The organism is Veillonella parvula (assembly GCF_048309325.1).
GTDB classification, from domain to species: Bacteria; Bacillota; Negativicutes; order Veillonellales; family Veillonellaceae; genus Veillonella; species Veillonella parvula_T.
In genome coordinates this window covers 56153-80524 of record NZ_DBFBTX010000001.1, presented here as the reverse complement: position 1 = coordinate 80524, position 24372 = coordinate 56153, and the positions used below count along the sequence as shown (strand labels likewise).

Here is a 24372-nt window from a genome sequence, read left to right as displayed (position 1 = left end):
CTGCCCACCTCCTTTATTGTCCATGAGCATGGGCCTCTCGCGCATAATCTGCAACAATAGAATCCCATAAACCTTGATTCTTCAAGATATATTCTACAGCCTCTCTAACGGCACCATGACCACCATTTGCGTTAGAAATAAATTTAGCTAATGATTTAACCTCTAATACCGCATTGTTTGGTGCCATCGGTAAACCTACGAGTTGAAGAGCTCCTAAATCATTAAGATCATCCCCCATGTAAGCAACCGAATCTAAGTCGGTTTGATGTTTTTTACAAAGAGCTCTTAATGCTTCAGTTTTATTAGCATGTCCCATAAGAAGTTCATCAAAGTGCAATTCCTTTGCACGACGCTCTACCATCGGAGATACGCGAGCCGTAATAATTGCTAACTTTATCCCTGATTTACGAGCCGCAGTCAAGCCTAAACCATCTTTTACAGAAAAGGCTTTGAGCTCTTCTCCAGTCGATGTATAAATTAGAGTGCCATCTGATAAAACTCCATCAACATCGAGAACAATCCATTGAATATTCATTATACAATGCCTCTACGCAATAAATCGGTAATGTGAACAATGCCAAGACATACATTATTAGTATCAACCACAGGTAATACGGTGATAGGGCGAGGTTGATTTTTCTCCATCAAATGAAGCGCTTCTGCGGCCAATTTATCCTTTGTAATCGTACGCGGCATAGACGTCATCATATCCTCTACGGGCCATTCTAAAAAATTGCTGCCAGAATCAAGTCCACGTCGAACATCACCATCAGTCACTAGACCTAACAAATGTCCTTCTTCATCAATAACATTTGTAGCACCTAACCCTTTTTCTGTCATTACAAAAAGTGCATCACGAACGGTAGCCCCTTTAAATACTGTTGGATTATCCTCGCCACCATGCATGATATTTTCTACAGTCAACAATAATTTGCGACCTAAGGAACCACCTGGATGGAATACAGCAAAGTTTTCTGGAGTAAAATGATGGCGTTCCAATAAACATACTGCTAACGCATCACCTAGTGCTAGGGCAACAGTAGTACTTGTAGTAGGTGCTAAACCTAATGGGCAAGCTTCTCGTTCTACCTCTGCCAACAATACAATATCAGAATTTTTTGCTAATGTAGACTCTGGTTTCCCTACAACACAGATTAATTTAGCCCCTATGCGGCGCAGAGACGGCAAAATACTAATAATTTCTCCTGTTTCACCACTATTAGAAAAGGCTAACACTACATCATCTTCAGTAATCATACCAAGATCACCATGCACGCCTTCACCAGGATGCATAAAAAGTGCCGGTGTCCCTGTACTAGCCAAGGTAGCCGCAATTTTACGACCAATATGACCAGATTTTCCCATTCCTGTACATACTACACGGCCCTTACAAGCCAAAATCATATTTACAGCATTTACAAAATTGTGATCCAAACGAGAACTTAATTCTTCAATAGCACGAGCTTCCTCATGAAGCACCTGTGCCGCTTGTTCTAAAATAGTCACAAATACCGCCCCTAACCTTTTACGATTTTATCAATAGCTACTAAATCACGAAGCACATCTTCGAATTGATCTAAATACAACATATTAGGACCATCAGATAATGCTTCCTCAGGATTATCGTGCACTTCAAAGAATAGCCCATCTACACCACTAGCCACAGCCGCACGCGCCAAATTTGGTACAAATTCACGGTTACCACTAGATTTAGTCCCTGCACCACCTGGTAATTGAACGCTATGAGTAGCATCAAAGATTACTGGATAGTCGAAAGAACGCATAATTGGAAACGATCTCATGTCAACTACGAGATTATTATAACCAAAGCTAAAACCACGTTCGGTAAGCATAAGATTTTCATTACCTGTTTCTTTCATTTTATTAAGAACATTTTCCATGTCCTTAGGAGCCATGAATTGACCTTTTTTAACATTTACGCATTTACCAGTTTTAGCAGCGCCGTAAACAAGATCAGTTTGACGGCATAAAAAAGCTGGAATTTGTAGAATATCTAATACTTCAGCTGCAGGTTCAATTTGCTCGATAGAGTGAATGTCACTGACAACGGGCACATTGAGTTCCTTCTTAATAGAAGCAAGCATTTTTAACCCTTCCTCAAGACCTGGTCCACGGAAGGAACTAAAGCTAGAGCGATTAGCTTTATCAAAGGAAGCTTTAAAGATATAGGGAACACCTAAACGTTCGCATATCTCTTTTGCTCGTTTACCGATAGCTAATGTGCGGTCATAGTCCTCAATAACACATGGACCTGCAAGGACAAATAAACCCTTGCCGCCACCCACAGTAATATCTTTAATTTGAACTGTTTTCATTTATTTCTCCTCTTGCTCGTAAATTGCATTAACACGAGCTAAGTCTTCAGGTGTATCAACACCGATAAATCGTTTATTTGTCAAAATAACACGAATTGTATAACCGTTCTCTAGAGCACGTAATTGTTCTAGAGATTCTGTTTGCTCCGCCGGAGTTGGCTCCATCTTAGCGTAGTTTAATAAAAACTCTCTACGATATGCATAGATGCCAATATGTTTTAGTGGCGGACGCACAAAATCATGGCGAGGATATGGGATTAAAGATCTAGAAAAATACATCGCATCATTACGATTATTTAAAATGACCTTTACCGCTGATGGCTCCTCGTACTCTTCCTCTAATAAAGGAGTAGCTACTGTGGCCATCTGCAAGTTTGGATCTTCCTCAAATAGACGTGCCAAGTCATCAATAAGATTTGGATCAATCATCGGTTCATCACCTTGGACATTGATAACAACATCCAAGTCTGTATAATGACTCGCAACCTCTGCTAATCGATCCGTCCCTGTAGGATGATTAGGATCTGTCATCATAACAGTTCCCCCAAACTGTTGTACTGCAGAATATACGCGGTTATCATCAGTGGCTACAATTGTACATACTGTCTTTGTAGCTTGTGATACCCTTGCATAAACCCGTTCAATCATAGGTTTACCTGCAATATCAGCTAATGGTTTGCCCGGTAATCTTGTAGAACCATAACGCGCAGGAATAACACATCCAAACTTCACGATAAAACCCCATTTCTGTTATTCGTGTATCTTATTATTATACACTAAATCTCTAAATTTTCTATGAATTCTTGTTTTCCAGAAACAAATTCAATTCCTATAGATAGCACCAGAATCGGTATTTCCAAGTCTTCAATTGCATGCAACTGACTCAACTTAACTGCATCCTTTTCTGTAATGCAAATAGCATCAGCTTGATGAGCAAATGCTTGTTTCCAAATCTCAACTACATCATCATTTGAAAAGTCATGATGATCTCCAAATGGCAAGGTATGAACAACGTTATACCCTACATCAGTTAACGTTTGTGTAAAGGATTGAGGGTTTCCAATTCCACTCACAGCCATAATGCGTTGTTCTTTGTAAGCATCTACAGAAGCCCCAATAGAGCCATTAGCCCACTCATCTAAGGTGTACATAAATTGCGGTTTATGTGTTGTTTCATAGACAGGTATATTGGGAATCATCTGAGTTAATCGCTTTCGAATGCCGGATACAATACCTGGTGCTACTTGATCAACCTTAGTAAGAACGATAATATCCGCACGCTGTAAACCACTAAGGGGTTCACGTAATAGTCCCCGTGGCAACACATGTTCATAGCCAAACGGATTGGATGCATCAATTAGTACAATATCAATATCTCTTGCTAGTGCACGATGTTGAAAGCCATCATCCATAATAAGACAATCGGCACCTAGCTCATTAATAGCGATTTCTGCAGATTTGGAACGTTCACGTCCAATGATTACATTAGATTTTTGTAAAACCTTAGCCAGTAACCAAGCCTCATCACCACTGATAGATGGCTCTACAAGCATTGTTCCGTCTTTAGAAATAATAATATTTTTGTTATTATCTTCTGCACGGTATCCACGACTAAGAACAGTAGGATGAAGGCCCTTCTGAGTAAGCACATCACAAATAAATCGCACCATCGGTGTTTTTCCAGTACCACCAGCCGTAATGTTGCCAACGCTGATTACAGGCACTGTAACTTTCGTAACGCCTTTACCCTCATCAAATCGAGCATTGCGTATTGATACAGCTTTCTCATAACCTTTACTCAAAAGGCCTAAACTGGAGCGAGCTATATCACCTAATACGGATTGATCTTCACCACTAACGATGGATTTGAATAATGCTTCCCCACTCATAGGTGACGCCTCCTATTATGTAATACAGTAAACTAATCTACAAATTTAGTCTTACTACGGAATAATTTGATGTTTCTCAAATAGCAAACGTAACTCTTGTGTATTACGCCGCGTAGCACCACGATTTTCTTTAATGATATCCAGGCAGTTTTGCCCCATCTTTTTAGCCAAGTCTCTATCCTTACATAAACGCAAGACCATAGCGGTTAACTCTTTTCCATTCTTCACTTGCTCACAAGCATTTCGAGAGTTTAATAAGGCGAAAATTTCTTTAAAGTTAAACATATGAGGCCCAACCAAAATTGGCTTACCATGTGCAGCTGGTTCCAAAATATTATGGCCTCCAGTTTTAACAAGGGAACCACCAACAAAGATAATATCGCCTAAGCTATACAGTCGGCCAAGTTCACCAATGGTATCTAAAACGACAACGGGAATACCTTCATGAACAGGCTCCTTCATATCGCTACGACAAATAGCACTCAATTCATAACGCTTTGCAATATTTTGCACATCATGACCGCGATAAATCTCACGAGGCGCAATCAATAAACGAGCTTGTGGATACTCTTTCAATACTTGCTTGAAGGTTTCAAAAATAGCCTCTTCTTCACCTTTGTGAGTACTACCTGCAATAATGATAGGATGATTATTTCCAAAGCCAAATTCATCGAGAAGAGCTTGTTTTTCTTCATATGATACGGTGGCATATGTTTGATCGTATTTCATATTACCTGTTACGGTAATATCAGGTGTATGAGCACCTAAACTTTCAATATACGCCGCATCAAATTTGGACTGCATGCAGAAACGTTCAATAGAGCGTAACATTTCACGCGTAAAAGCACTGATATACTTATAACGTTTCATACTGCGATCTGAAATGCGTCCATTAACCATCATAACTGGAATGTTTTCCGATTCGGCGATACGCAAGAAGTTTGGCCAAATTTCAGTTTCTACGAGTAAAATAGTAATCGGCTTAATAATATGTAAAATTTTACGAGTTAAATACGGCAAATCAAGGGGAAAGAATATAATTCCTTCTGCTTCAGGAATGATACGATGAGCCATAGCATGACCAGTAGCAGTAACTACTGACACAACCACAACAGCTTCAGGAAATTCCTTTTTAACCTCTTTTACCAATGGACTGGTAGCCACAATTTCCCCTACGGAAGCGGCGTGAATCCAAATAGCACGACGCCCTTCAATTTTCTTTAATAGCGAAGCGGGCATATAGCCTGCACTTTGTTTGATACGCTCATAAAAGCCATCTTCAAAGGCAAGTCGGTATAAAATAACCGGAATCAAGCCTATCCAATAAAATATGAGCAATACGTTATATATCCAGTACATGGTTATCCTTTATTGGAGAATTGAACGGAATAAAGATGATTGTACAATCCGCCGTCAACAGCTAATAGCTCTTGGTGAGTCCCCTGCTCTACCAAGCGACCTTGATTAAGTACAACAATTTGATGAGCATTTTGAACGGTGCTCAATCGATGGGCAATGACAAATGCCGTACGCCCTTTCATGAGACGATCTAACGCCTCTTGTACAAGCTTTTCGCTCTCAGTATCTAAAGCAGATGTGGCTTCATCTAAAATTAGAATTCGAGGATCTTTTAAAATAGCACGTGCGATAGCAACCCGTTGACGTTGTCCACCAGATAATGAACTGCCTCGTTCGCCTACAATTGTATCGAGACCATCAGGCATCTTCTCAACGAACTCAAGTACGTTAGCCGCTTTAGCCGCTTCATACACGTCTTCATCAGTAGCATCTAAACGGCCATACAAGATATTCTCTTTAATTGTAGCATTGAATAATACGGTTTCCTGTGGTACAAGACCAATTTGTTCACGCAAAGATTTAAAAGTAACATCTTTTATATCGTAACCATCAATTGTAATAGAACCACCGGTTACATCATAGAAACGAGGTAGTAAGTTAGCGAGAGTTGTCTTACCTGCACCAGATGGTCCAACAAGGGCTACACTTTCGCCAGCCTTAACTGACAAGGTAAAGTTTTCTAAGGCAGTCTTTTCTCCATCATAGGAGAAAGAAACATCATTAAACTCCACATTGCCGGTAATAGCAGGCAATGTAATAGCATCAGGTTTCTCCACAACATCTGTTTTAGTATCTAAAATTTCAAATACACGATCGGCAGCAGCCAACGCCTTTTGAATATTACCATATACTTGACTCAAACGTTTTACGGGATTGGACAAGTTAATAGCATAAATCAAGAAAGCAATCAAAGAACCAGCAGTGATGGCACCTGTTACTACGGAGTAACCACCGTACCAAAGGATGACCGCTACAGCGATTGCCGCAGAAAACTCAACCATTGGACTTAACAAACTAGTCAATTTAGTAGCTTTAATAACCGCTTTAAAGTTACGGTCGTTTTCATCTTCAAAGCGCTTGCGCTCAAAATCTTCACGAGCAAAGGATTTTACAACGCGAACTGCACTAATTACCTCTTGTAAAAGTGCCGTAATATCAGCTACACGCCCTTGGACATCATGCCCCGCCACGCGAAGCTTCTTACCAAAAACATTGATAATCACTAAAACTACGGGAACCGTAATAAAAGTAACTAACGTCAGTTTCCAGTCAATGAGAAGCATTGACACCAAAGAACCGACAAGTGTTACCGATTCAGTGATAAAAGAAATCAAGTTATCTACCACGGCCGTTTGCAATGCAGCTACGTCATTTGTAAGATTACTCATGATAACGCCCGTTTTGCGGCGATCAAAGTAAGATAAACTTAATCTTTGTAAGTGATTGAATATGGCCTCACGGACATCGATAATCACGCGTTGTCCAATGTAGGACATATTATAGGTTTGACCATAGGTTGCAAAACCACGAATTAAGAAGATGAGTATGATAGCACCTACAATAAGGTTCAACATAAACATATTCTTTTCATCTAACACTTGGTCTACTACATTCTTAATCAGCCAAGGCACTACCAAATAGGCAGCAGCGGCAACAATCATGCAGAACACTGCAAAAAGCATCCGCTTATAATAAGGCTTTACAAAATATAAGAGCCTAGAATAACTATTCATTACATTTCTCCTTACCGAGGTTGTACACAAGATGTGCCACTCGTTTTACTGCACCAGGCTCACCTAATTTATGACGTACTTCGCGCAATTCACTACGCATAGCTTCGTTTTTCTCTACATCACTAATCAATGGTTCCACCAAAGACACAATTGCTTCTGGTGTGACAGCATCTTGTAATAATTCAGGAATGACCTCTTTACCAGCTACAATATTAGGCAAGCCCACATGTGTTACATTTACAACCATCTTACCAATACCATAAGTAATTGGTGATACGCGATACAATAACACTGTTGGCAATTCCATCATAGCCGTTTCTAATGTAGCGGTTCCTGATGCGGCAAGGCACACATCACAAATCTGCATCAAGTCATATGTATGGTCTTCCGTAATCGTAACAGGTACCTTATGAGCATCGATAAAAGCTTCTAGTTCACTTCGATCAATCGTATGTGCTCGAGGCAAGAAGAATTGAACATCTTCATACTTCGCCATCAATTGCTCACCACTTTTTAACATCGTATCAAGCAAGGATAAAACCTCTTGTTTACGACTGCCAGGCATGAGCAATACCTTTTTAGCCTCTTTGCGAGCCCCAAAGTATTCTTCGGCCGCATCCTTAGTCATCGTAGGATGTACGATATCGAGTAAAGGATGACCTACAAAGTCTACATCACATTTGTACTTGCGATACGCTTCAGCTTCAAATGGGAAGATAGATGCTACCTTGGTTACATACTTACGAATTGTATTACCACGACTACTGTGCCAAGCCCAAATCGTTGGAGCAATATAATATAAAACAGGAATCTCCAGTTCATGCGCCACCGCAGCTAATTTCATATTAAAACCTGGATAATCTACACAAACGAGAATATCTGGTTTTTCCTTCATCATGACACGTTTCAAGTACGTGCGCAGCTTAAAGAATTTTGGCAATGATTTCACAATCTCTACAATACCAATGACACCAAGGTTCTTAATATCATACACGATACGAACACCAGCGCGTTCCATCAGGTTGCCACCCATACCAAACATCTCTACAGAAGGATCTATTTCTCTCAATGCATTGGCTACACTTGCCGCATGAGTATCGCCGGAAGCTTCACCGGCGGAAAACATGACTTTCATTATGCATCCTTTCTGGAATTTACAAATTCTTGGTCTACAGCACAGATAACAATACCATGACGATCTGCCATATTAAGCACGTCTTGTTGTTGTACGAAAATAGTCTTTTCCGCTTCTACAGCTAGCACCTTACAACCGCTATCAATCATAGACATGAGAGTTTTTATGCCTACTGCCGGCACATCAAAGCGTACGTCTTGATTTGGTTTTTCGGTTTTAACGACAATCGCATCCCCACGACCCAGTTCGCCACCTCGTAAGATACACTTATCAGTCCCTTCAATGGCTTCAATAGCCATGGCCGCCTTATGTTTAACAACAACGGTTTGACCAATATCAAGGGCCCCCATTTGTTTAGCTAATTCAAAACCAAAACAAATGTCAGCCCATTGCTCATCTGTAGGTTGTGCTTTTGAAAGCACCCCTACCTTTGGCATAAATGGTTTTAAGTATGCTGTTTGATCTAATACTTTAAAGCCTTCCCGTTCTATTTCATCAACGATAGCGAGCATAATCGTATCATCTTTACGATTTTTAAGACGCTTTAAAACGCCTAATGTTTTTAAATCAGGAAACGTAAGGCCTTTAAAAAGAATCTCTTTAGTAACTTTCCCAAGCATAGTTAACTCTTGAACCTCTTCTTTTTTCAAGGTTTTGAAGATTTTACCTAGTTTAGCAACACCAATATCGTAGAAAGCATCAGCCTCAGCCTTTAGAGCTGGGTCTATATCAGGTACTACACCGATAACAACCACCTCGTGGCCCAATACATGAGCGGCACGCATGAATTCTACAGGCAAAACACCTATGCCCGCAATTAATCCTACCTTTGCCAAGACTATACCTCCTAGATGACCTCACGGCCTATATATCAATTAGTAATTTCAAGTTCCCTATGAAAATGCCTAAAAATAGACATAATCATATACAATATATTTTACTATAAATAGCTACTTTTTACCATTAAAAAGCCAAGCTTTATGCCCTTTTCTTCATCATTTTATTAAAATTTTCTTATTACTTTTAAGCACTAAAACATCTACGAATATATCTATCAAAACTTTTTATAATTATGAAAATATAGTACAAATTATCATTAATATAAAACTCAACCAGTTATAATATGCACAAAAAGACCTCGTACATGGTACGAGGTCCTCATAATTAGTCGCGACGAGTACGCATAATGCCTCTATCGGCATTGCGTAGGAATCGTAATAAATTTTCAATTTCTACGGAAGAGTCCAATTGTAATTCCATTTCTTCAATCGCCTTGGATAAGCTGAATCCAGAACGATAAATAATGCGGAATGCCTGTTTCAAATCACGTCGTACATCTTCGGAAATCCCTGCACGAGATAATCCTACAGAGTTAAGACCGATAACACGTGCCGGTTGACCATCGGCAATTACGTAAGGTGGGATATCTTGTACCACCTTAGCCATTCCGCCAACCATAGCGTTACGACCGATTTTAACAAATTGATGAATACCTGCAAGGCCGCCAATAACCACGCGATCTTCAACGATAGCGTGCCCTGCAAGACCAGCACAATTACTCATTATTACATTATTACCAACGATACAGTTATGAGCCACATGTGTACAGGCTTGAAGTAAACAATTATTGCCTACACGTGTTTCTTCACCTTCACCAGTAGCGCGGCTAATAGTTACGAATTCACGAATAACCGTTTCATCGCCAATATTACAATAGCTTTTTTCGCCTTTAAATTTTAAATCTTGCGGTTCCAACCCAATAGATGCGTTAGGATAAATTTCACAACGCTTACCAATGGTTGTCCAACCACCAATTACAACATGTGCACCGATTTGTGTGCCATCGCCAATCTCGACATGTTCGCCGATAACAGCGCCAGGACCTACGATTACATCTTTGCCCAATTTAGCATTTGGATGGACTATGGCTGTACTATGGATGTTGGATTCCGCATTTTCCATGCCTACAACTATCACTACAATCACTCCTCATTCTATTATACAAGGGCAAACATGTATTCACCGCTAGCGCACAATTTGTCGCCAACATAGGCACGGCCTTCAACCTTGCCCATTTTACCTTTAATTTTAACAATATCTACCTCCATGCGAACTTGATCGCCAGGTTTTACAGGATGGCGGAAACGCACTTTATCAATACCTGTAAACATAGGAGTAAGACCACGATTTTCCTCAGGGTACAATAATGCAATACCACCAACTTGAGCAATAGCTTCAGTCAATAATACACCTGGCATAACTGGGTTCCCTGGAAAGTGACCTTGGAAGAACAATTCGTTGAATGTAGCATTTTTAATACCCACAGCACGTTTCATAGGTTCTAACTCAACAATACGATCAACCAAAAGCATTGGGTAACGATGAGGTAAAATTTCTAAAATATCTTCGTGATTAAGAATCATGGCTGTGTCTCCCTTATTTCTTCCATTATACTGCGAGCCAATCTTGAATTTAATTCATGACTCGATTTCAAAGCAATTACATGGCCTTCAATCGGTCCTAACAAGAATAAATCCCCTATAACATCTAATGCTTTATGGCGAACTAATTCATCCTCAAAGCGTGGTACAGATAGACATTTCTCATCATCATAGACTAATGCATTATCTAGGCTACCGCCTTTTGCAAGCCCCATGGCCTGTAATTGTTCCAATTCCTTCATAAATCCGATAGTCCTAGCCGATCCAATGTGTGCTTTGAAATACTCAGGCGATACTTCAAAATCACATTGTTGAGTACCAAGCAACGGATGGCTGTTAATTGATGTAAAAGTCATGCGATAGCCATCATATGGCAAAATCACAATAAAACGATCCCCATCATAAACAGCATGAGATCGAGTCACTTTGTATATATGACGCGACGCTATTTGTTCTTCAATGCCAGCCTCTTCAATAAGATTGACAAAAATAGCACTACTACCATCACCTACAGGAGGTTCTGGAGAATCCATTTCAATATAACAGTTATCAATATTCATAGCACTGAACGCTGCCATCACATGTTCAACAGTAAATACCTTTGCTTCACCATTTTCCAACGTGGTAGCGCGCATAGTGTTCGTCACATTATCAATGTGTGCTCGCACAGAAGGATGCCCTTCAATGTCCGTGCGGACAAACACAATTCCTGTATCTTCAGGTGCAGGCTTAAAAACCATATGTACTGGTTCACCGCTATGAAGGCCAATCCCTTGATATGAAACAGCCTTTTTTATTGTTTGTTGTGGCTTACTCATAAGAATGTCCTTTCATAATCCGAATTCACGTTTACTATACACCAATATGTATTATACCCTATTTGCATAGGCGTTACAAGAAATTTACCATATATTACGCTAATTGGAAAGACTATTCTTAGTCTTTAAAATTTTAATAGACTATTTTTAAACACTAAGTTATAAGTTATAAAATAAAAAGAGATTTCATCCATGCTAGTAGGAATCAGTTTCATCTTGAAGATTCCACAATCGCATAAACAAAATCTCTTTAAAATTATTAACTATTGAAAAACATCAGGTGGTGTATCTATTTGTTCACCATAAAAACGACGAGTCCATTTCCAACGGTTATGAAGCCAGAACCAATCTTCAGGATATCGTCGAATATAATCTTCAATAAACTCATTTAGACGAGTTGTTGTTACCGCTATATCACGCTTTTTATCATCTGTACGTTCCACATAAATTGGTGGATGTGCTTCAATCTCATATTTCTCAGAAAACGGGCTATAATGTATGGTTACAAAAATAATAGGCACATCTTGCATACGAGCCAGTACAGCTGGCCCAGCAGCCGTCAATGTTTCATAGCCAAAGAATGGTACAAGAACGCCATCATCACCAGGGTCCTGATCCATAATAAGGCCTAAAAATGCACCTTTTTTTAGTTCATTAATCATTTCACGAACACCTGTTTTATAGGTCACATGTTGATGCATAATCCGACGATATTCATTGATAAACTTATCGGCATCACCATTCTGTTTCATAGCCACAGAAATCAATGGATATCCTTCAGAAGCAAGAACGCCACCTAAAAGTTCCCAGTTACCACTATGAACAGCAGCTAAAATTGCACCTCGACCATTTTCTAAGGCATCATCTAAGTACTCTCGATTAATAAACTCCACCATATCTTTGTATGCGCCATCTTTAATTTCAGGATAGCGCAATACATCAATAATCATACGGCCAAAGCGTGTAGTACTAGCTTTCGCAATACGTCGAGCTTCTTTAGGATCATCTGTAATATTACAGAATAAAATTTGGCCTATCGCCAGGCGCTTGCGTTTAGGTGGCACCACTAACCACGCAATTTCACCAAGCAATGTACCAATAGCATATTGCAAACCTTTAGGTAATAAGCAAATAAAGGCACTAAAGATTTTCATAAACCTATACATGGATTATTAGCTCTCCTTAAGCTGTGCTTTCAAAGCGTCAATTTCTTTTTGTAATTGTTTTACAGTTTTCACCATTTCTGGCAAACGATTCTCGTAAGCAGCCAATTTTAGCCACTCTTTATGAGGTCTCATTGGATACCCAGCCATAACAGAATTAGAAGGCACATTGCCAGTAATTCCTGTTTTACCTGCAAATTGTACATTATCTCCAATTGTAATATGACCTGTACAGCCTGTTTGTCCTGCAAAGATTACATGGTTACCACATTTTGTACTACCTGCAATCCCAACCTGTGCGATTAAGAAACAATCTTCTCCAATCTCAACATTGTGGCCAAGGTGAACAAGATTGTCAATTTTGGTACCGCGGCGTACCAAGGTAGATCCCATTGTAGCATTGTCGATAGTAGTGCAAGAGCCAATTTCTACATCATCTTCAAGAATAACATTGCCTACTTGAGGAATATGCGTATGAATACCATTTTCTGTGGCAAAACCAAAACCTTCACCACCGATAACTGCTTTAGCACGCAATACAACGCGTTTACCCAAAATACAGTTCTCATGTACGATAGCACCCGCATAGATGTCAGAATCTTCCCCAATTCGTACATTATGACCAATATATACATAAGGTCGAATCGTTACATTATCACCGATAACAGCATTATCATTAATAACACAATAGGCACCAATAGCTACATTTTTACCAAGTGTAACATTCTTGCCAATAATAGCAGTACTATGCACTTCACGGGGAACTACAACAGGTGGATGGAATACTTCTAGCACTTGGGCAAATGCAGATTTTGCATTATCAACTACGATTTGCGCCATCGGTGCATTTTTTACTTCTGATTCAACGATAACAGCACCCGCTTGGCATAACGCAATATGTTCAACATATTCACCAATTGCAAAAGTTATGGATTGTTTTACCGCTTGTTCAAAGCTACGTGTCTCAGTAATGACAATAGACTCATCCCCTATAAGTTGACCGCCTACTAAATTTGCGAGTTCCTGTAAAGTTTTTTCCAAGGCAAACTCCTCCCCCTGTGGTAATCCTCAATTATTGTGCAGCTTCAGTTGTACTTGTTGTAGCTTGATCTGCTTGCTGTGCATTTTGCTGAGCATCTTGTTGCTCTTGAGCTTTAGCTGCGTTTTCAACTTCTTTGATTTGATCGTCAGAAGCCTTACCCATTTTTGTGATCAAATCATCGGTTACATCAGAGCCACCACCAACAACAGCGCCTTTTTCAATAATAACATCAAGTTTTTTTTCTTTCACAAGTTCATTGATTTTTTGTTCTTGATATTGACGGTATTCTTGTGCTTTTGCATTTGCAAAGGCATTTAATTCTTGATTCGCTTGGTTAAATACATTTTGTTTAGATGCTTCATCAGCAGCAGCAATTTTAGCATCTAATTCCGCTTTTTTAGCGTTAATCTCTTTAGTAATTTCAATACCTTTTTCAGTACTATTTGCTACTTTCACGCTATCCACATAGCCAACATTGTTAGAACCACAACCACCTAAGATAGCCATAGAAGCTACTAAAGCTGCACTTAATACTAAAGATTTAATACGTTTATTCATAATATAACTCCTTATTGAACTCGATAGGACGCCTTCACTGCATCAGTAATATCAAGCCCTTTAATATTACCACCATCATCGATGATGACTAAATCCAAATGTTGTTCCTCAGCAATAATTGCTACGCGCATACGAACATCTTCTAAAATGGCCTCATGAAGCGCACTCACTTCAGCTTCTTTATCTGAAAGCTTTTTTGCCCATGTATCATTCCACTCTTGCGCCACAGGCAGATTATTATTAGCAATGATGGCTTGTGCTTGTTGTTGCACCATGGAGTCTCGTTTCTCAGCTAATTCCTTCTGTAGGGATGCAGCGTATTGATTGAGCTCTTCCTGCCCTTTTTGTTGCATTGGAGCAAGCTCAGCCTGTACCTTTGCTTTAATTGAATCCACATCGAAATCCGACGGCTTTCTCTTAGCTAATAATTCTTTTAACCTTTCTTCTTTTTTAGCCTTTTCAGCCATAGCCGCTGCTCTTTGTGCATCATCTATATATACACGTGCATCATAGGCATATAAGTCTAATTGAAGGTTTACGATTTCCAGATCATATTCATTAGTACTAACCTTTAACTCAGCTAAATACTTTTGAGTCAATTCATTGCGCTTCGAATTTAATTGCTGATTTAGTTCATTTTCTTTTGTTGCAATACGAGTTTGCAATTCTACCGTAAGAGCATCTGACAAGGTTGAATCCAGTGCAAGTGTTTTCAACTGTTCATCTTGTGTCTCTGACTTGGCATTTAAGGCTTGTTGTTCAAGTTCATATTGACGTTGTAAAAGTTCCAGTTCATTCTTGGCTTGTTTATAATCCGCATAGGATGGATTAAACGCTAGTACATCATCAATGCGTACAACACCTATTGACATGCCATCAGGACCCTGTTGGCGATTTGTTACAAAACCATAGGCCCAAACCATAGCACTTATTGCAGCAACGAGAAATATGACTAGTCCTATATATCGTTGTTTCCCGTTCATTGTCGTTCTCCCTTACATAGAACTACAGTTTATTTTTTTGCATCAGTAGCTAGTTTTTTCAATACTTGATCTGTAATGTCAACACCGCCATATAGTACAGTATCTTTAGTCATAACAACGCTAAGACCCTTAGCATCACCAACTGCTTTTGCAGCCTCCATAGCTTTATCTTGAACGGATTTAGCAATTTCTTGATCTTTTTTTGCTAGGTTTTGACGCGCTTCTTCAGCGATTTTTTGTTTAGTAGCATCATCTTGTGCTGCATCAATTTTAGCTTGCGTTTCTTGTTGTAATTGGCTTTGATAGCTCATATATTCTTGAGCTGCAGAGATATAAATTGGATTATCTTGAGACAACATACGAGATGTATCAATAACCCCAATAGTACTAGTCCCACTATTACTACTAGGCGAAGCCATTTGCGTATAAGCTAACGCACCAATACCAACAATAAAAATTGCAGCAATGACGATGGAAAAAATCTTTACATTCGCCTTGTTGTTCATCATTCGCATCATAATAGAGTGCCCTCATTTCTTTAAATCACTGCATCAAAGGATGCCATATAGAGATATTGGTGAAAGCCTCTTTAAAAAGAGGCCTTCACCATATACATTTACTATATTAGAATTGTGTACCGAAGCTGAAGTGGAATTTATTTTTGTGTTTACCCACGCCATAGTCAAGTTTAACTGGACCAATTGGAGTCGTAATACGAACACCAGCACCAACGCCATAGTTAAAGGTTTTCTTGCTATTATACCATGTAACATTTGGTGCATCCCATGCATCACCGATATCAGTAAACAATACGCCACTAACCTTTTTAACGATTGGGAAACGGAATTCCAATGTAGCATTGTACATATACTTGCCACGGAATTGATCATCTTCATAACCACGTAAGGAATCAGCACCACCCAATGTGAACAATTGGCTATAAGGAGCATCACCTTGAATAAAGCCACCACGTGCACGGAATGCCAATACATTCTTAGCACCAAGTTTTTTATACATGCGTGCTTCAGCTGTGAATTTATAGAAGTCGAAGTCACCGCCTAAACCATGACCAGCCCATTGTGTAGTATAGGAAATACGACGACCACGAGTTGGTTCATAGATATTATCACGAGAATCGTATACTTTTTGCCATGTTACGGAGTTAATGCGACCGAAGTTATTTTTTACATAGTTGTCAGATGCAAAGTTATAGGAACCATTATCCCAGTTTGTACCTTTACCCGCATTTTTATCATAACGGAAACCAGAGCTATCATCATCATCCCATTTATAAGTATCTTTACGAGATTCTAATGTCAAGTAATCACGAGTATATTCCCCAGTTTGACGACCGAAGGAAATATTGAAACCACGAGATTTCTTATTGTATTCTGCTACTTCACTACCATCTTCATTGTAATCTGTGTATTCATCTTCGCGGTTGAAGAAGGAGAAGCCAAGGGATGTACCTTTGCTATCAATCCAAGGTTTCAAATAGGAGATTTGGTAGTTCTTATATTTTTTCTTACCACCGATTTCCCAGTGAACTTTAAATTTATCGCCAGTACCACGTAAATTATCTTCACCAAATTCAACAATACCCATCAATCCATCAGATTTAGAGTAACCAGCGCCTAATGTGATGGTACCAGTCTTATGTTCCAATACATCGATTTCAATAATTACATTATTTGGATCTTGTTCACCTGGCAACATACGAACGTTTACGTCATCAAAGAAACCTAAGTTATATACGCGTTCTACAGAACGACGTACCAAGAATTTATTAAAAGGTTTTCCTTTCTTTTGAACAAATTCACGAGTAATAACTTTATTGCGGGTTTTCTTGTTACCTGCTGGAATGATATCTTCTACGACACCTTCAACAATGTGTATATGAAGTATGCCTTGGTCATCTACACGGATACCATCAACGTGTGCTAACATATAGCCATCGCGAGCATATGCAGCATTAATGCCTTGAACTTTTTGCCCTACGGATACAGAGTTAAGAACTTGACCTGGTTGAATATCCATGAACTTAGTCAATACTTCGGAGGAATATACAGTATTACCTTCAAAGGAAACGCCAGTAGTAACTGGATTTACTGTTACGGCAAAGTCCAATTTTACGCCTTCAGGCACGGAAGTAAATACAGGATTTACTTCGGAGAAGTAACCAGTATTACCAAGATTAGTTACATCTTTAAATACGCCATCAACAGATACGGTATCGCCAACTTTTTCAGTTAAAATTGGCAACAAATTTGCTTGCTGTTCAGCTGTAACGCCAGATATAGATAAACCGGTAATCAATTTACCTACGTAAGGATTAACAGATTCAGCACTAGCAGATGTGACATATTGTGCTTCTACTGTTGTAACAGCTTGAGTTTGGCCATTTTCAGCAGCCTTATCAAGATCAGTACCACCAGTAGTTTTAGATACCATTTTTACTTGTTTATCATCAGTTTTTAAAGCAGCATTATTGACTGTAACAGTTCCATCAGAACCTTTTACTACAGTGCCGTCACTAGATATAGTCGTATCACCACGAGCAGCTAAGATAGCTGCATCAGTTTCATCTTGTATAGTTGTAGTAGTTGCATCAGCATTATAAACAGCTTGTGTAGTAGCTGCATCATTTGCTGTAGCAGCATTAGTCGTCGTTGTGCTATTTAAATCTGGAGTATAGCCAGCTTGTACCTCAGCAGCAAATACACTGCCTGTCCCCATGACAGCAGTCAACACGGACGCTGCAAGCATACTTTTATAAGCTTTTGGTTTAAACATAAATTCCTCCTAGAACTCATCCCCATAAAGAGTTTACATCTTATTTATAAAGACTAATAAATCTTTATCATTATAGCATAAATTGCTTGGAATGAGTACTATATTAAACAAATTTTATGAAATTAATATGACTAGAATGTGCATACCTAAGGGGTTTACACATTCTAGCCATACTCTTAAAAGCTACGTGTCCAACGACCACCTATATAATTGTTCCCTTTTGATGTATGCCATCCCGTGAACTTAAGGTTTCGTTTAACAGAATATTCTATACCATATTTATTTTGTTTGTTATTAATACCTTGAGAATAAGTCAACATGACTCTCGGTAATACATATTTACCGATTTCAATATTATAATTACTTGCCGTATCCCTATTGGTTGGCTCATCGGGATCAATTGACCCTGTTGTAATATTGATGCGGTCTAACCCAAGTGTATTTTGTAATGCATCTTGTACATAGCCAAAAGCAAACATTTGAAGCCCTGCTGTAGCCACGGCATTCACATCTTCATTTGTCAAAGTACTACTATTTGAATCTGCACCGCGGCCGAAGGTCAACATGGAAATGATTTGCTTTCTAGACAGTCTAGGATTAGAGGACAATGATAAGTCCATATGATCCACTGTCCCTTTTACGCCAAGCATAATAGTGTAATTACTTACATTTGTTTCAGCCTCTAATTGTAAGTTTGGTAAATAAGAGCCACCTACGAAATGGGCATTCCCTTTTGTAATATTAAATACATGGCTCAAATACTTAAACGTGCCATTTCTAACATCAAATTGACCACTAGCAGTTGGATTTTGTAAAGATCCACCAAAATGAACATCGCCACTGATAAACATGTTGTATAAGGTGCGATCATATAAACGTACACCTTTACCCGCATGAACAGTAACATCCACCCCCATATCTTTGGTACTTTCACTAGATTGTAAGGAAAGAGGAATTTTGAATTGAATCTTTTCAAGATTTAAAGTACCAATAAGGGTCGGCAATCCATCTCGGTCAGCAATATAAAGTTCACCATTCAACGGTCCTCTTACATATTCACTGCGAACCTCTAAGTCTTCTAGCTGAACTGCCGCCTTGTAATTAGTAAGAGTATGTCCAGACCAATTTACTTTAGCAGCCAAACCAGCTGAGCCTTTGCCCATATTAATACGGGATTGGAAATCACCTTGTTGACCAGAGAAAATTAAGTCACCATCAATACCAGTAATTTGATTTTCTACACTTGCTAATTTCATCGTACCATTACGTACGGATACAGTACCATATGCTTCAGGCTGATCAATAGTGCCTGTAATGTGAACCGTGCCTTTTAACGGACCTGTTGCCTCCTTAACACTAGTTGTAAGAAGAGGGATAACAGCCATATCTGCTTCGTTAAAATCAATAGTTACATCCATAGATTTGCTATCATTTGCTGGAATATACCCAGACGTAAAGATTGCCGCTAATGGAATCTTACCATAGACGCTAAGTTTATACCCACTTTTGGCACCTTGAATTCGTTGAATCTGAATAACTTGATCTTGCATTGTAGCCAATACAAAACCTTCATCAATACCAACACCATTAAAGGACCCCGACTCTACAGCACCGGATAATTCTACTTTAGGATTCTTAGTTTCCCCAGTGATATTTACAACGCCAGTCACCCAACCAGTAGCTTGAATATCCTTACCCATAAGTGGCAAGAACGGTACTATATCAACATCCTTTAATGCAACCTGTAAGTCCGCTTGACCATCAAGATCCATCGTACCGCCTATTGCAATGAGACCTTCATCAACAGGCAGTTTCAAAGTTGTAACTTTGAATTTACGATTAGCAAGACTTGCATCGATAGTTGCATCACCAACAATCTTTTCATCAATACTTACATCATTAATCTTGCCTGTTACATTAACGCTTGGATTGTCGCGTGTACCTCCGATTTCAACAGAACCATTTAATTTGCCATCAATGTGTTCATTGGACCGGTCTAGCAAGGTTAGCAAATTCTTTACGCTACCATTAGTAACATCTAATACACCAAATAGTTGTCTACTATCATCAAACTTCATACCACCTTTAGCAGTGTAGCGACCACCATCGGCTTCAGCAAAGGTGAAATCTTGCACATTTACAACCGATTTATCTGCATAAACACGACCATGAATATCGTTCAATAATTCCCCATTAACTGATAAGGCATCGGATGAAATATAGCCATTGAATTGAGGGTTATCCACAGATCCAGTAATTTGTCCTCGACCAGATAGCAAACCATCAACTTTGTAATCCGTATTAATGAGCAATCTGCCCATATCAATTTTTTTGCCTTCAAAATCAATATTAATTGCTTCTTTAGATACTGTACCGCCACCTGTGATAGTTGCACCATAACCTTCAATATCAAATCTATAAAGCTCTAATGTATCATTCTGATAGTTATATTTTGCAAACGCATTGGTCACGAGTTTGCCATAAGCAGAACCATCCCACAAATGAGCACGACCTTCTATAATCGGATTTGCAGCCGTCCCTGTAATATGATTGTCTGTTTCAAACCAACCTGTAATAGGAACATCTGTAACAGTACGAATCACATTTTCAATACGAGCAGCCCGAGCCTTGGCATTTAGATCTAACACATCTGTATTAAGATTATACCAACCATTAACATCATAGCCCCCATCGCCATCACCAATATGTCCATTGGTGATAGTGAGAATATGGTTATCTAGCTTAATATCTCCATGGATATTATTGAATCGAGCCCCTTTATAATGTACCTCTTGCCCCCATACAGTGCCCATTACATTTGGATTATCCAATGTACCTTGTATCGCAAAAGAGGTATTCAAGGTGCCATCAACATCTTGACCAATAATAAGACTTAGTGCGGTCAATGGCAATGCATTACCGGAAATAGTGGCATCTATATTACCATTTTGGATATAGCCATATCCGCTTAGCGCCCCATCTCCTATAGTGCCTACAACGGTCATATTTGTACTATTATCAGCATGCGTAAAGTTAGCTTTTGCAGTATCAACTACAACACCGCGAATGCCTATTTGGCGACCTTTAACAGAGCCTACAACATCTGTAACTTGATTATTTTTTCCTAAGATACGCATCTCACCATCGATATTACCTGTAACCGGTGAGATCATATCTTTTGTGAAAGTGCCTAAAGGTAAATTTTGAATCTTTATAGTAGTATCAAAATCCCCTGTATCAACCACATATTGGCCCTTAACCTTTGCACTACCTTCGCCTACTGATAGGCGCACATCATCCGTACGAACTAAACCGTTATCATATACAATATCACCTTGTAAACGATCAATATAGTAACCATTATAAGAAATACCATCACTAGCAATCGTTGCATCTACACGTGGAGCTACTGTCGTGCCACCAATATGTGCACGCCCACCTACAATACCAGAAACACCGACGTCTGTTATCGCCTCTAAATCTACTTTATCGGCCACAACATTAAGATTTAAATACTCTTCATCTTTGCCTAGTGTAACTAAGCCATTGATCTTTGTTACTTGATCATTTACCCTCCAAGAACTACGACTAATAACGATTTGATCATTATTAAGCATAATGCGACCCGTGCCATCGGTAATATTATAAATTGTATTACCCCGTTTATAAGTGCCTGTTAAACCTTTAAAGCCTACATTACCACTCATAATGTATTTGCCATCTTCACTTTTAAGATTTAAATGTAAATCTTGTAACTTACCACTCGTTACAGATAGATCCTTACGAAGTGGAACAAAACTCATAATACCAGCAGTATCAATTTCATCAGCTTGTACAAAGAGATCAAAATTAGATACATTGTTCATATCAATTTTGCCATTCAAGGTAATTGCGGAACCATCTACATCAGCAGTAAAGGCACCTTTAGACATGCCACTCATATCAAGCGCCATAGTCCCATCAAGATTTTCTACATTCCTCTTTATTCCATCTTTAGTACGTAGCGCTACGCGACCATCATTAATAGTCACAGAGCCATCAAAAGTACCCGACTTATTTGGATCGGATGGTTTTACTAACTTAGTTATACTCCACGACCCATCAGCTAGTTGCCATATATGAAAATCTGGCGCCTCAACGATTACACTAGAAATAGCCGTAGCCCCTGATGTGTTGCCACCGACAATCTTCGGCAAAGAAGATAGTTTAACTCCTACAGCTACCTCTTGAGCAGTTCCAACTAAATGACCATCTCTATCTTTGATAGTCACATCTGTTAGAACAACATCACCATTCCAATTAATTCGGAGAGAATCATAGTCTATAGATCCGTTTATGACATTATTTACTTGTTCTTTAACCATAGGTGCAATGTAAGTTTGAGCCATAGGATTGATGCTGGCACCAACAATACTAGACAAACCTAAAATCGCTGCACCGATAAGGAGCCACTTTTTACGGGTCATAATGATACTCCCATACACATTATGAATAATATAAATATATATACTAATCTTACCACAGACACAGTAATAACTATAGTATTTTCAGAGTGAATTTTATAAAACCTATCAAGAACACTCATTGTCTATAATGTCCATTACAAGAAAAAAAGACGACCGAAGTCGTCTTTTTAAAGATCATATTATTGATTGCCGCCTAGTTTTGACAATTGTTCAACAGCACCACTATTAGCGATAACTTCAGCACCTTGACCTACAGGTGTAGACAATGGAACGCCTGTTAATTGTTCAAGAGCCGCAATGCTAATATTGTAATTATAAAGAGCTTCTACATAGTTATTACGAGCTGTTGTCAACTTAGTTTCTGCATCAAGTACATCAAGGTTCGTACCAACACCTGCACGGTAACGAAGCGTAGCAATACGGAAACTTTCTTGACCTTGTGCGACTGCAGTTTGTGTACTTTGGATTGTTTGTTCAGCAGCTCGTAAATTCAAGTATGCTTTTTGTACGGCTAACAATACAGCATCAACAGTTGCCAAATTAGCTTCTTTTGCTTGTTCAAGTTGTGCATTTGCTTTTTTAATAGCATTTTGTGTTGCACCACCATCCCATAAGTTCCAAGTAGCACTAGCACCAACACTCCAGGACTTTGTACTTGTACCAAAGTAACCATCTGGATCACCATAGCCACGACCAGCTTTTACAGCAACCGTAGGCAAATAACCCGCCTTAGCAGATTTTACAGCTTCTTCCGCAGATTTTACATCAAGAGCTGATTTAACAAGAGCGGAACGATGAAGCATAGCATATGCTTTCGCTTGCTCCAAGGTTACATTATATGGTTTATATTGTAAATCATGCTCTGCTGTAGTAATAGCCGTTTGTGCAGGGTATGCAATAACTTGATTTAAGTTCGCCTCTGCTAAATTTGCAGCATTTTGCGCTTTTACAAGAGATGTTTGAGAATCATCAAGATTTGTTTTAGCGGCCAATACATCGGAGCTCGCCACTAAACCAACATTATACTGTGCCTCTACATTGGTTACATGACCTTGATAATCTTTAACAGCTTGTTGTGCTACATCTACCATATTACGGCTCATAATCAATGTATAATAACCGTTAAGAGCATCATATTTTGATTGTTGTAAAGCCTCTTCATAGCTAGCACCAGTACCTTCACGAGTATAACGTGCAGAATCAATGCTTGCATCGAGTTGTGGATTGAATACAGGCGCACTAATGGAGAAGTTATGACTACCAGATTTGCCACTACCTGTGTCACCGCCCGTTTTTTGAGCACTCCAACCATAACTAACACTTGGATTCTTACCAGCTGCTACTTGGCTTACTGCAGATTTAGCAGCTTCATAACCCCATTTAGTTTGCTTAGCTGTACGATTATTAGCTAATGCTAAATCAACCGTACGGGCTTCGTTTAAAGCTAATGTACGTTCATAGGTTTTACTGTCTAAAACAGATTTTTCTGCTAATTGCTTTTGTGTTAATTGAATAGCTTCTTTTTGATATTTGCTTAATTGGTCTCCGTTGTTAACGGATGTAGTTACTACATCAGCGGCGAATGCACCAGTAGTAACTAAAGAAAGCATTACACCTAAGGAAAGAACCTTTTTATTCATAATATGTACCTCCATA

20 protein-coding genes are annotated in these 24372 nt (G+C 39.0%); all 20 read right to left on the bottom strand.

Annotated elements, in window-relative coordinates; all coding sequences use genetic code 11:
* Positions 1-13: 13 nt before the first annotated feature.
* On the bottom strand, positions 14-535 hold the full coding sequence (locus tag ACMKPP_RS00355) for a KdsC family phosphatase (RefSeq protein ID WP_128114130.1): 522 nt from the start codon (positions 533-535) through the stop codon (positions 14-16).
* Positions 535-1506 (bottom strand): KpsF/GutQ family sugar-phosphate isomerase, encoded by a 972-nt coding sequence (locus tag ACMKPP_RS00350; RefSeq protein ID WP_004695498.1) that lies wholly within the window; start codon positions 1504-1506, stop codon positions 535-537. The genes ACMKPP_RS00355 and ACMKPP_RS00350 overlap by 1 nt, the downstream gene beginning before the upstream one ends.
* A gap of 11 nt (positions 1507-1517) precedes the next feature.
* A complete protein-coding gene (gene kdsA / locus ACMKPP_RS00345) occupies positions 1518-2336 on the bottom strand; it encodes a 3-deoxy-8-phosphooctulonate synthase (RefSeq protein ID WP_008715784.1) in 819 nt (272 codons plus the stop codon).
* Positions 2337-3068, bottom strand: coding sequence for a 3-deoxy-manno-octulosonate cytidylyltransferase (gene kdsB / locus ACMKPP_RS00340; RefSeq protein WP_004695494.1), 732 nt, complete (start codon positions 3066-3068; stop codon positions 2337-2339).
* 44 nt (positions 3069-3112) lie between these two features.
* Positions 3113-4225: a tetraacyldisaccharide 4'-kinase gene (gene lpxK / locus ACMKPP_RS00335; protein ID WP_418369132.1), complete on the bottom strand. Its 1113-nt coding sequence runs from the start codon at positions 4223-4225 to the stop codon at positions 3113-3115.
* A gap of 54 nt (positions 4226-4279) precedes the next feature.
* The gene (locus tag ACMKPP_RS00330) at positions 4280-5584 is read right to left on the bottom strand and encodes a 3-deoxy-D-manno-octulosonic acid transferase (protein ID WP_012864072.1); all 1305 of its coding nucleotides are present in this window, start codon (positions 5582-5584) and stop codon (positions 4280-4282) included.
* Between the two features lie 2 nt (positions 5585-5586).
* Entirely contained in the window at positions 5587-7317 is a 1731-nt protein-coding gene (locus ACMKPP_RS00325) for an ABC transporter ATP-binding protein (protein WP_418369131.1), read from the bottom strand.
* Positions 7310-8452 carry a lipid-A-disaccharide synthase gene (lpxB, locus tag ACMKPP_RS00320; RefSeq protein WP_418369130.1) on the bottom strand — a complete coding sequence of 381 codons (1143 nt, stop codon included), beginning with the start codon at positions 8450-8452 and terminating at the stop codon, positions 7310-7312. Before lpxB ends, ACMKPP_RS00325 begins: the two co-directional genes overlap by 8 nt.
* Positions 8452-9288: an LpxI family protein gene (locus ACMKPP_RS00315; protein ID WP_390525652.1), complete on the bottom strand. Its 837-nt coding sequence runs from the start codon at positions 9286-9288 to the stop codon at positions 8452-8454. Before ACMKPP_RS00315 ends, lpxB begins: the two co-directional genes overlap by 1 nt.
* A 328-nt stretch (positions 9289-9616) precedes the next feature.
* Positions 9617-10429 (bottom strand): acyl-ACP--UDP-N-acetylglucosamine O-acyltransferase, encoded by an 813-nt coding sequence (lpxA, locus tag ACMKPP_RS00310; RefSeq protein ID WP_004695481.1) that lies wholly within the window; start codon positions 10427-10429, stop codon positions 9617-9619.
* A 20-nt stretch (positions 10430-10449) separates the two neighbouring features.
* Entirely contained in the window at positions 10450-10875 is a 426-nt protein-coding gene (fabZ, locus tag ACMKPP_RS00305) for a 3-hydroxyacyl-ACP dehydratase FabZ (RefSeq protein WP_004695477.1), read from the bottom strand.
* Positions 10872-11711, bottom strand: coding sequence for a UDP-3-O-acyl-N-acetylglucosamine deacetylase (gene lpxC / locus ACMKPP_RS00300; RefSeq protein WP_316604132.1), 840 nt, complete (start codon positions 11709-11711; stop codon positions 10872-10874). The genes fabZ and lpxC overlap by 4 nt, the downstream gene beginning before the upstream one ends.
* A gap of 263 nt (positions 11712-11974) precedes the next feature.
* Positions 11975-12877 carry a lysophospholipid acyltransferase family protein gene (locus ACMKPP_RS00295; protein ID WP_004695471.1) on the bottom strand — a complete coding sequence of 301 codons (903 nt, stop codon included), beginning with the start codon at positions 12875-12877 and terminating at the stop codon, positions 11975-11977.
* A gap of 6 nt (positions 12878-12883) precedes the next feature.
* Positions 12884-13915 (bottom strand): UDP-3-O-(3-hydroxymyristoyl)glucosamine N-acyltransferase, encoded by a 1032-nt coding sequence (gene lpxD, locus ACMKPP_RS00290; RefSeq protein WP_004695469.1) that lies wholly within the window; start codon positions 13913-13915, stop codon positions 12884-12886.
* Between the two features lie 31 nt (positions 13916-13946).
* Positions 13947-14474, bottom strand: a complete 528-nt coding sequence (locus tag ACMKPP_RS00285) for an OmpH/Skp family outer membrane protein (protein ID WP_004695467.1) — start codon at positions 14472-14474, stop codon at positions 13947-13949.
* Positions 14475-14485: 11 nt separating this feature from the next.
* Positions 14486-15457 (bottom strand): coiled-coil domain-containing protein, encoded by a 972-nt coding sequence (locus tag ACMKPP_RS00280; protein WP_008715796.1) that lies wholly within the window; start codon positions 15455-15457, stop codon positions 14486-14488.
* A 29-nt stretch (positions 15458-15486) separates the two neighbouring features.
* Entirely contained in the window at positions 15487-15975 is a 489-nt protein-coding gene (locus ACMKPP_RS00275) for an OmpH/Skp family outer membrane protein (RefSeq protein ID WP_004695463.1), read from the bottom strand.
* 106 nt (positions 15976-16081) lie between these two features.
* The gene (locus tag ACMKPP_RS00270; RefSeq protein ID WP_038125908.1) at positions 16082-18250 is read right to left on the bottom strand and encodes a BamA/OMP85 family outer membrane protein; all 2169 of its coding nucleotides are present in this window, start codon (positions 18248-18250) and stop codon (positions 16082-16084) included.
* Between the two features lie 176 nt (positions 18251-18426).
* The gene (locus ACMKPP_RS00265; protein WP_123138502.1) at positions 18427-22716 is read right to left on the bottom strand and encodes a translocation/assembly module TamB domain-containing protein; all 4290 of its coding nucleotides are present in this window, start codon (positions 22714-22716) and stop codon (positions 18427-18429) included.
* 179 nt (positions 22717-22895) lie between these two features.
* Positions 22896-24356: a TolC family protein gene (locus ACMKPP_RS00260; RefSeq protein ID WP_038125910.1), complete on the bottom strand. Its 1461-nt coding sequence runs from the start codon at positions 24354-24356 to the stop codon at positions 22896-22898.
* Positions 24357-24372: the final 16 nt, after the last annotated feature.